Genomic DNA, 442 nt, shown 5'->3' on the forward strand with positions numbered 1-442 from the left:
GGGCCGTAGCCGTTGACGAGGACGTGGCCCGGGGGCAGCCGCGAGAGGTGCTCGCGGACGCGAGAAGGCGGCAGGACGTCGCCACCGGCGAGGACCTGGCGGACACCAGCCAGCGCGACGGGCTGAGTCGCCACCATCTGCTCGAAGAGAGCGGCGGTGAGCCAGAGGGAGGTGATGCCCTCGCGGACAAGCAGAGAGCCCAACTCCTCGAGGGACAGGGCATGAGGAGGAGCGAGGACGAGCTTGGAGCCGTGGAGGAGAGCGCCCCAGATTTCGAGGGTGGAGGCGTCGAAGGCGACGGGGGCTGCGTGGAGCCAGACGTCGGAAGCGGCGAAGGAGATGAAGGAAGAAGAGACGAGGCGGGTGACGCCTCGGTGAGGGACGCAGACACCCTTGGGCTCACCGGTGGAGCCGGAGGTGAACATGACGTAGGCGAGGTCAT

1 protein-coding gene is annotated in these 442 nt (G+C 68.3%); it reads right to left on the minus strand.

The genetic code is table 11. The features are described 5' to 3' along the window. A partial coding sequence (locus tag HR086_RS47570; RefSeq protein ID WP_174468978.1) for an AMP-binding protein occupies positions 1 to 442 on the minus strand: 442 nt, incomplete at both ends.

It is taken from the genome of Myxococcus sp. CA039A (assembly GCF_013336645.1).
GTDB lineage: Bacteria > Myxococcota > Myxococcia > Myxococcales > Myxococcaceae > Myxococcus > Myxococcus llanfairpwllgwyngyllgogerychwyrndrobwllllantysiliogogogochensis.